Origin of the sequence: Dissulfurispira sp., assembly GCF_036745535.1 — a bacterium.
Classification (GTDB): Bacteria; Nitrospirota; Thermodesulfovibrionia; order Thermodesulfovibrionales; family Dissulfurispiraceae; genus Dissulfurispira.
Genome location: NZ_DAIOFX010000064.1, coordinates 1 through 8,993 on the forward strand (window position 1 = coordinate 1; position 8,993 = coordinate 8,993).

The window sequence follows — 8,993 nt, forward strand, 5'->3', positions numbered from 1 at the left end:
TCTCTATAGACCCTAAGATTGCGGGCAAACAGCCGATTATCAAAGGCACTCGCATAAAAGTATTGGATATAGCGATTAGATATGAACTGATGGGAATGAGTCCTGATAATATCATTAATGAGTTCCCACATTTAAGGCTCGAACAAGTCCATGACGCTCTCTCTTACTACTATGAACATAAAAAAATGTTTGATGAAAAATACAGAGAAGATCAGGCTTTTCTAACCACGATTAAAAGACAGTATTCATCTAAACTAAAAGCAAAAATCAGATGAAGATTTATGCTGATGAAAATATAGAGCGTTCTATAATTGAAGGCTTGCGCAGACGTGGAATAGAGGTAATATCAGCAATTGAGCTTGGATATGCAGGCAAGCCTGATGCTTTTCATATTGAGAAAGCATCTGAAATAAAGGCAGTCATTCTAACGCATGATACTGATTTTTTGAGATTGGCGAGCAATCAGGCGACTCAACATCATGGAGTAATATTTGCGCATCCAGAGAGCATATCTATAGGTCAATGCATCAGAGGAGTTGAATTAATAGCAAGCATTTTAACTGCCAAAGATATGGAAAATCATATAGAGTTTCTATGACCTCAACAACCACCCTGAAAAAGCCATTCACGACAAACTCGTCACCCTCGTTGACAGGATGCTTGAACTTTATAAAAAGAAAGATTCTCTTCCTCCATCAGCAGAAAGAGAAAAGGTTGAAAGAGAGATAGCAGTTACAGATGAAAAAATAGATGATATTGTCTATTGGCTATATGGGATAACGGAGGAGGAGAGGGGGATTGTAGAGGGAAGATAACAAATCTACCCCATTTTTTCATGCTATAATCAATCAAAAGGAGGCATCAGATGGAGATATCGGTCAAGATACCTGAAAAAATATCCGAGCATATAAAAAAGCCGTATGACAGGTTCATAAACGAAACCCTTGTTGTTGAGTTCTACAGAGAAGGTTTGCTTACTCTCAGGCAGGCTGCGGAACTATTGGGTATAAGCCTGAATGAGATGTTCGATATTCTCATGAAAAGAAAAACATATATAAACTACGGTACAGAAGAACTCGACGAAGACATCTCCTATGCTCGTAGTTAGCGACGCTGATGTCATAATACACCTTTCAAAACTTGATAAGCTATCAGTTCTGCGCTCTCTGTATATTGAAGTTGCAATCCCTGAATATATCAGGTCAGAAATTACGGGCAAAGATAATCCTGCTATCCATGAAGCGATAAATTCATTTCTTAAGGTTTTTGCGACTTCAAAAGACTTGGCAGAAAATATTGCTGAAAAACACGGCATTCATATTGGAGAAGCCCATGTAAAAACTCTTGGAGAGGAGATGAAGGCAACTCTTTTTCTTTCGAATGAGAGAAAAGTAAGGAAGGCTGCTAAAGAGGAAGGGTTTGCGGTTGCCGGAACTATAGGAGTTATACTCAGGGCCGTAAAGAAAGGATTGCTTGACAAGGCAGAGGCGATTTCTCTGCTGGAAAAAATGAAATCAGAGGATTTCAGGATTCATCCGGATATATTGCAAAAAGCCGCTAAAATGCTTGAGGAACTATAATATTCGTTTATATAAAAAAGAAAAACTCCTTGAAGCTTACAATCTTACAGGCACACCCTTTGCCTTCAGATATTCCTTCGCCTCTCTAATCGTATATTCCCTGTAGTGAAATATTGATGCTGCAAGCACTGCATCTGCTTTACCCTTGACAATGCCCTCATACAGATGCTCAAGATTTCCAACGCCTCCGGATGCGATTACAGGTATCGATACAGCCTCTGAAACAGCCCGTGTCAGATCGAGGTCGAATCCTTCTTTTGTGCCGTCCCTGTCCATGCTCGTAAGAAGGATTTCTCCTGCGCCAAGCTCCTCCATGTATTTTGCCCATTCAACAGCATTCATGCTCTTTGGCTTTCTTCCTCCGTGAGTGAAAACCTCCCATAGACTCGTAAGGCGTGAGGCGTGAGGCGTAATTAGTAACCTCTCACTGAGTTCTTCTGACAATCTTAGCCAATCGGGGACTTCGTCAGGATTCCTGATCTCGAATCTCGAATCATGAACTCTCTTTGCATCGATTGCAACAACAATGCACTGGCTTCCAAATCTCTCCGCAGCCTGTCTTATAAAATCAGGATTATTCACAGCAGTAGTATTTATCGAAACCTTGTCGCATCCTGCATTAAGCAGGTCTCTTATGTCATCCGGTGTCTTTATGCCTCCGCCCACAGTCAATGGCATGAATACATCTGTTGCTGTTCTTTCCACAACATCGAGGATTATCTTTCTTTTCTCATGAGATGCAGTTATATCGAGGAATACAAGCTCATCAGCGCCCTGTTCATCATAAAATATTGCATTCTCAACAGGGTCTCCTGCATCCCTGATTTTGACAAACTTCACACCTTTTACAACCCTGCCATCCCTAACATCAAGGCACGGAATAATTCTTTTTGCAAGCATATCAAGAATGTCCTTCTGTTAATTTTATTGCTTCTTTTAAATCGATTGCACCCGAATATATTGCCTTCCCTGTGATTGCTCCCCAGAGATTTTTTATCGTCATTAAATTTTTTATGTCATCGATAGACGATACTCCTCCAGATGCTATGACAGGGATGTTAAGCGTTTCAACCATTTCACGTGTTGCCTCGATATTCGGCCCGGTCATCATACCGTCTTTTGAAATATCAGTATAGATTATTCCGGTAACTCCATAATCCTGCATTTTTAATGCAAGCTCTTTTGCCTCAACATGGGTCACCTCCACCCATCCCTTTACAGCGACAAAACCGCTTTTAGCATCGATACCAACAACCACTCTGCCGGGATATTTTTTACATGCCTCTTTTACAAGCTCTGGTTTTTCTATGGCAACAGTGCCCAGAATCACTCTGTTGATTCCAATGGATATAAGCAGGTCGATCCTCTCCATATCCCTTATTCCTCCGCCCACCTCTATATCCATCTTCACCGCTTCCCTGATCCTGCGGATGCTCTCTATATTTTTTTGATTGCCAGTAAAGGCGCCGTCGAGGTCAACAACATGAAGGAGCTTTGCGCCGCATGATTCCCATCTCCGGGCAGTTGATAAAGGATCATCCGAATACACAGTGGCGTCTTCCTTTTTGCCCTGAAGAAGTCTCACGCAGAGGCCATCCTTTAAATCTATTGCAGGAATTACAATCATAGGGTAATATAACAAAAAGTGTTTCAGGAAATGAAATATGAAATTTAAATTCTTGATTTTTGTATTCGCCATATATATCTCTGCTGATGCCCTTGCTTTTGATATCCCTGAGAAGCTCCATTACGACCTCACATGGGCAGGAATAAAAGCAGGAGAATCTATCCTTGAGGCAAAAGACAACGGCACTCAGATACAATTCATATCAAAGGCAAACTCGGCAAAATGGGTATCCATTTTCTATAAGGTGGATGATACCGTGGTCAGTACCCTGAAGAAAGAGCGATCCCAGAATTTTGTCGGAATTCCTCAAAACTACAGGATAAAGCTCAGGGAAGGGAAATACAGGAGGGATAAGGAGATCGTCTTTGACCATACAGCAAAAAAGGCCAAATACATAAACCATCTCAACAATGAGACAACAAGTTATGACATAAACGATTCGACCCTCGATCCCCTCTCCTGCCTTTATTATGCCAGAAGGCTTCCTCTGGAGGTCGGCAAATCGGTTTTTATAGAAGTGTTCGACAATAAAAAACTATACAAGGTAGAAATACAGGTATTAAATAAGGAGACCATAGAAACGCCTCTTGGCACATTCAAGACCATCCTCATAAAACCCCTCATAAAATCAGAGGGCATTTTTTACAGAAAAGGGGACATCCTGATCTGGCTTACCGATGATGAAAAGAGAACGCCGGTGCTGCTGAAAACCAAAGTGCAGCTCGGCTCTGTCAAGGCAGTCCTTGTGGGCGGGAAACATTAGAAGCATACCCACTGTTTGCATCTAAATGCGTAAACATGGATAGCAGGTATGCTCTCAAGCCTTAAATAATGCGATAAGAAACCGTATTGCCTGTTTTTCTGCTGAATGCAATAGGTAATACTGAAGTTGCCCTTAAACAGCGGGAGGGTTCGACTCTAAGGTATCGCTATTTAAGGCCTTTCGTCACACCTGCTATCCTGTATTAGAAAGTTTCTTTGCGGACTGCAATCGGATAAAAATACTTGACAAGCTATGACTAAAGTATTATTATATGAGCAAATAGAGGTAAGAAGATGCCCACAACAGTAAAAGACTATTACCAGATACTCGGCGTAGGCAAGGATGCATCTCAGGATGAGATTAAAAAGGCTTTCAGAAAGCTTGCGCGGAAGTATCATCCTGACCTGAATCCCGGAGACAAGACTGCCGGGGAGAAATTCAAGGAGATAAACGAGGCATACGCTGTGCTCGGCGACCCACAAAAGCGTGCAGAATACGATAGGGCAGGAACCGCTTATGAGTTTCCAGGATTTGAAGGATTCAAGTGGCCTGGATTTGAAGAAACCTTTGACTTCGGCGATATATTCGGCACGAGATTCAGAGCAGCAGAGCATTATGCCAGGGGCGAAGACATCCGCATGGGCATTGAACTCACCCTCGAAGATGCATTCACTGGAGTAACCAGACCAATAAGCATTACGCGCACTATTAATTGCGATGCATGTAACAGCACGGGCGCTGAATCTTCTCAGTCATGCCCTGCATGCAGGGGGACAGGAAAAATCCAGACATCAAAGGGCTTTTTCAAGATCGCCCAGACATGCCCTGAATGCCACGGCTCGGGAAGAAAGATTACATCCGTATGCAAGAAATGCGGAGGAAGAGGCAAAACTGTATACACAGAACCCTTAAAAGTAAAAATTCCTGCTGGCGTTGACGACGGTTCTATCGTAAAACTAAAAGGCATGGGCAATGCAGGCATAGGAGGAGGGCCGGCAGGCGACCTGCTGCTCGAAATAACCATAAAACCGCATCCTGTATTTAAACGTAAGGGCGATGATATTTATGTGCAGTTGCCTGTAACATTTGGGGAGGCAGCATTTGGTGCAAAGATAGAGGTGCCGACAATAGACGGCACTGCTGCCATGAAGCTTCCGCCTGGTACACAGGGAGGGCAGCGATTCAAGCTTTCAGGAAAGGGATTCGTCTCTCCCAAAACAAAACACAGAGGCGATGAATATGTAGATATAAAGATAGTGGTTCCAAAGGATATTCCCGAGAGCGCAAAAGAGGCAATAAATAAAATAGAGGCCCTTTATAAAGAAAACCCGCGAAAGGGGATGAGGAGGCAATAAAATAGTTAGAAGAAGGCAGGATAAGAGCAGCCCTGTATATATGATAAGCGCAGTTTCAAGAATCCTTGAAGTGCATCCCCAGACATTGCGGATGTACGAGAGGGAGGGATTTGTCCAGCCCCATAGGGTAAATAAACAGAGGCTTTATTCTGATGATGATATAGAGAGGTTAAATCTTGTTATAAAACTAACAAAGGAGCTCGGAGTTAATAAGGCGGGTGTGGACATAATCCTTCGGATGCGGAACAGGATGCAGTCAATGCAGGAAGAGATGCGGGAAATGATGCGTTTCATGGAAGAAGACATAAGACGTCATTTCGAAGAGAAATTAAGAAGGATATTCAGCGAAGAATAGGTAATTAAAAGACTTTTTGTTGTCATTTCTGCGGAAGCAGGAATCCAGGAGAAAACAAGTTGCTGGATTCCTGTTTTCACGGGAATGACGAAATGAATGCTATTAGAGGAAGAACAATGAGATTGGACAAATTGACAGTAAAAAGCCAGGAGGCGCTGCAGGAGGCCCAGAGGATTGCAGAGGCAAAGGGCAATCAACAGCTCGATGTGGAACATCTCCTCTATGCGCTCCTTGAGGACGAAGAGGGAATAGCATACCAGATACTCAAGCGTCTTAATGTAGACATAAATTCTTTAAAGACAGACATTGATAAGGAAATAGAAAAGTTCCCGAAGGTCTCCGGTGCAACACCTCTCGGACAGATCTATATAGCTCCAAGACTAAAAACCGTGCTGGAAAAGGCATTTGAAGAGGCAACACATTTAACAGATGAATTCATAAGCGTCGAGCATCTGCTCATTTCCATTTCAAAGGCATATGGCCCGGCATCTGATATCCTTAAGAGATACGGTGCAGCTCCTGATAACATTCTTTCTGCAATGAGGGAGATCCGTGGAGTTCACCGTGTAACAGACCCTAATCCCGAAGAAAAATATCAGGCGATTGCACGATATGCCAAAGACCTTACAGACCTTGCAAAAAAGGGAAAGCTCGACCCTGTAATCGGAAGGGATGAAGAGATAAGAAGGGTAATTCATGTGCTTTCGAGAAGGACAAAGAATAATCCGGTGCTTATAGGCGACCCGGGCGTTGGAAAAACAGCAATAGCAGAAGGACTTGCGCAGAGGATAATTGCAGGCGATGTGCCCGAAACATTGCGGGATAAGCGTTTGATAGGCCTTGACATCGGAAGTCTCGTTGCCGGTTCTAAATACAGAGGAGAATTTGAAGAGAGACTAAAAGCAGTATTAAAAGAAATAGAACAGTCCGAAGGGAAGATAATAACCTTCATTGACGAGCTTCACACGCTCGTTGGCGCAGGCGCTGCAGAAGGTGCTGTCGATGCAGCCAATATGTTGAAACCCGCTCTTGCAAGAGGAGAATTGAGATGCATCGGCGCCACAACCGTTGATGAATACAGAAAGCATATAGAAAAAGACCCTGCACTCGAAAGGAGATTTCAACCTGTTTATATAAAAGAGCCCTCTGCAGAGGATACCATCTCCATTTTGAGGGGACTCAAAGAAAAATATGAAGTTCATCATGGAGTAAAGATAAAGGACTCCGCCCTTATAGCCGCAGCAGTCCTTTCCCACAGGTACATAACAGACAGATTCCTGCCTGATAAGGCCATAGATCTCATCGATGAGTCCGCAGCAAGACTCAGGATGGAGATAGACAGCATGCCCGTGGAACTGGACGAGATAGAGAGGAGATTGAGACAGCTTGAGATAGAAAAACAGGCATTGATGAGGGATGACGGCTCCCCCGATGCAAAGGAAAAACTCGAAAAACTCGGCAGGGAAATGGCAGAACTACAGGCAAAAGGGGATTCGTTAAGGGCACAGTGGCTGAGCGAAAAAGAGGTGATACAGAAAATAAGGGATATAAAGGAGCAGATAGAAAAGGCAAAGACAGAGTCGGAAAAGGCAGAAAGGGAAGGAGATCTCACAAAGGCTGCTGAACTGAGATACGGTCGACTCCTCGAACTCCAGAAGGCGCTGGATGGAGAAAATATAAGGCTTCAGGAAACACAGAAGAGAAGAAAGATGCTTAAGGAAGAGGTGGATGAAGAGGACATTGCAGAGGTCGTATCCAAATGGACAGGTGTTCCTGTTTCAAGGATGCTGGAGACAGAGGTCCAGAAGCTCATACATATGGAGGACAGGCTGAGGCTCAGGGTTGTTGGTCAGGATAAGGCGATTGTTGCAGTATCCGATGCCATAAGAAGGGCAAGGGCAGGTCTTCAGGACCCGAACAGGCCCATAGGCTCTTTTCTGTTCCTCGGGCCTACAGGCGTGGGAAAGACAGAACTGGCAAAGGCACTTGCGGAGTTTATGTTTGACGATGAGGCTGCAATGATAAGGATCGACATGTCCGAATATCAGGAGCGGCATACCGTGTCAAGACTCGTTGGAGCGCCTCCGGGCTATGTGGGATATGAAGAGGGCGGACAGCTTACAGAAGCAGTACGGAGAAGGCCTTATTCCGTAATCCTATTCGATGAAGTGGAAAAGGCGCATCAGGAGGTCTTCAACATCCTGCTCCAGTTGCTTGACGACGGCAGGCTTACAGACGGGCATGGACGCACTGTGGATTTCAGAAATACCGTGGTCATAATGACATCAAACATCGGCAGCACCCATATTCAGGAGATATTAGAGGAGAGGATAAAAAGGCCTGCGCACTGGAGCGAAAACGAGAAGGAATTAAAAGACAAAGTCATGGAGGACCTTAAGACATTCTTCAGGCCGGAATTCCTGAACAGGATTGACGAGACCATAATATTCAATCCGCTGAGCGAGGAACTGCTTAAGCAGATTGTTGAGATTCAGGTAAACAGGATGAAAAAATATCTCCACGAAAAGAGGCTTGACATTGTCCTTACTGATGGCGCCAAAGAGTTCATTGCAAAGGCAGGATATGACCCTGTTTACGGCGCAAGGCCTTTAAAACGGGCAATTCAGAAGGAGATACTCAATCCCCTTGCATTGAAGCTACTTGACGGCACATTCAGGGAAGGAGATGTTGTAGAAGTGGATTTTGCAGATGACAAAATGGTATTCAGCAAGCTAACAATTGCTGAAGCCGTGCAATAAAGGGTCTTTGACCCTCGAATTTAGCTAAATTAGGAGGTTGGCTATGTCAATCGTAAAATGGAGCCCATTAAAAGAACTCGAAGAGATGAGAAAAGACATGGACAGGCTCTTCGGGGAGTTTTTCTCTCCCATTACCAGAAGGAGGCGGGGCTGGCTTAAGCCGGAGATGGGTGTGATTGTTCCAAACATCGATATGTACGACAGAAAGAACGAAATTGTAGTGAAGGCAGAGCTTCCAGGCGTTGCCAAAGAAGACATAGACCTGACAATAACAAAGGATTCCCTTACATTAAAAGGTGAGGCAAGGAAAGAAGAGGAGATAAAAGAGGAAGACTATTATGCCGCTGAAATAAGCTATGGAAGCTTTACGAGGACAATTGCTTTGCCTGCAGAGGTTGACAGCGAAAAGGCAAAGGCATCCTTTAAAAACGGGGTGCTCGAGATAGTGCTTCCAAAGAGGGAAGAGGCAAGGCCGAAGGAGATTAAGATAGAAGTATCGTAAAAATATAAAGAGGGCGGGATAAAATCCCACCCTCTTTATGCCTTTAAGCTCC

General features: G+C 43.9%; 12 protein-coding genes. 10 read left to right on the forward strand and 2 right to left on the reverse strand.

Annotation, left to right across the window (positions count from 1 at the left end; genetic code table 11):
- The 5 genes from V7L97_RS09740 to V7L97_RS09760 form a co-directional block, all read left to right on the forward strand.
- Positions 1-275 (forward strand): DUF433 domain-containing protein (locus V7L97_RS09740; protein WP_333655475.1); only part of this gene is annotated, 275 nt, incomplete at its 5' end.
- A complete protein-coding gene (locus tag V7L97_RS09745) occupies positions 272-598 on the forward strand; it encodes a DUF5615 family PIN-like protein (RefSeq protein ID WP_333655477.1) in 327 nt (108 codons plus the stop codon). The genes V7L97_RS09740 and V7L97_RS09745, both read left to right, overlap by 4 nt.
- A gap of 58 nt (positions 599-656) precedes the next feature.
- Positions 657-815: a hypothetical protein gene (locus V7L97_RS09750; RefSeq protein WP_333655478.1), complete on the forward strand. Its 159-nt coding sequence runs from the start codon at positions 657-659 to the stop codon at positions 813-815.
- A 50-nt stretch (positions 816-865) separates the two neighbouring features.
- Positions 866-1,108, forward strand: a complete 243-nt coding sequence (locus V7L97_RS09755; RefSeq protein ID WP_333655480.1) for a UPF0175 family protein — start codon at positions 866-868, stop codon at positions 1,106-1,108.
- Positions 1,095-1,580 carry a DUF3368 domain-containing protein gene (locus tag V7L97_RS09760; RefSeq protein WP_333655482.1) on the forward strand — a complete coding sequence of 162 codons (486 nt, stop codon included), beginning with the start codon at positions 1,095-1,097 and terminating at the stop codon, positions 1,578-1,580. The genes V7L97_RS09755 and V7L97_RS09760 overlap by 14 nt, the downstream gene beginning before the upstream one ends.
- 36 nt (positions 1,581-1,616) lie before the next feature.
- On the opposite strand, the gene hisF is transcribed toward V7L97_RS09760, so the two are convergent.
- On the reverse strand, positions 1,617-2,480 hold the full coding sequence (gene hisF, locus V7L97_RS09765; RefSeq protein ID WP_333655485.1) for an imidazole glycerol phosphate synthase subunit HisF: 864 nt from the start codon (positions 2,478-2,480) through the stop codon (positions 1,617-1,619).
- A gap of 1 nt (position 2,481) precedes the next feature.
- The gene (hisA, locus tag V7L97_RS09770; RefSeq protein WP_333655487.1) at positions 2,482-3,207 is read right to left on the reverse strand and encodes a 1-(5-phosphoribosyl)-5-[(5-phosphoribosylamino)methylideneamino]imidazole-4-carboxamide isomerase; all 726 of its coding nucleotides are present in this window, start codon (positions 3,205-3,207) and stop codon (positions 2,482-2,484) included.
- 37 nt (positions 3,208-3,244) lie between these two features.
- Between hisA and V7L97_RS09775 the strand changes: the two genes are divergently transcribed.
- From V7L97_RS09775 to V7L97_RS09795, 5 genes are all read left to right on the forward strand, one after another.
- Positions 3,245-3,970 (forward strand): DUF3108 domain-containing protein, encoded by a 726-nt coding sequence (locus V7L97_RS09775; protein WP_333655488.1) that lies wholly within the window; start codon positions 3,245-3,247, stop codon positions 3,968-3,970.
- A 293-nt stretch (positions 3,971-4,263) separates the two neighbouring features.
- Positions 4,264-5,325 (forward strand): molecular chaperone DnaJ, encoded by a 1,062-nt coding sequence (dnaJ, locus tag V7L97_RS09780; protein ID WP_333655489.1) that lies wholly within the window; start codon positions 4,264-4,266, stop codon positions 5,323-5,325.
- Positions 5,326-5,365: 40 nt separating this feature from the next.
- Complete coding sequence (locus tag V7L97_RS09785) at positions 5,366-5,680, forward strand: MerR family transcriptional regulator (RefSeq protein ID WP_333655492.1); 315 nt, start codon at positions 5,366-5,368, stop codon at positions 5,678-5,680.
- A 116-nt stretch (positions 5,681-5,796) separates the two neighbouring features.
- A complete protein-coding gene (gene clpB / locus V7L97_RS09790) occupies positions 5,797-8,439 on the forward strand; it encodes an ATP-dependent chaperone ClpB (protein ID WP_333655493.1) in 2,643 nt (880 codons plus the stop codon).
- A gap of 43 nt (positions 8,440-8,482) precedes the next feature.
- Positions 8,483-8,941: an Hsp20/alpha crystallin family protein gene (locus V7L97_RS09795; RefSeq protein WP_333655495.1), complete on the forward strand. Its 459-nt coding sequence runs from the start codon at positions 8,483-8,485 to the stop codon at positions 8,939-8,941.
- Positions 8,942-8,993 lie beyond the last annotated feature (52 nt).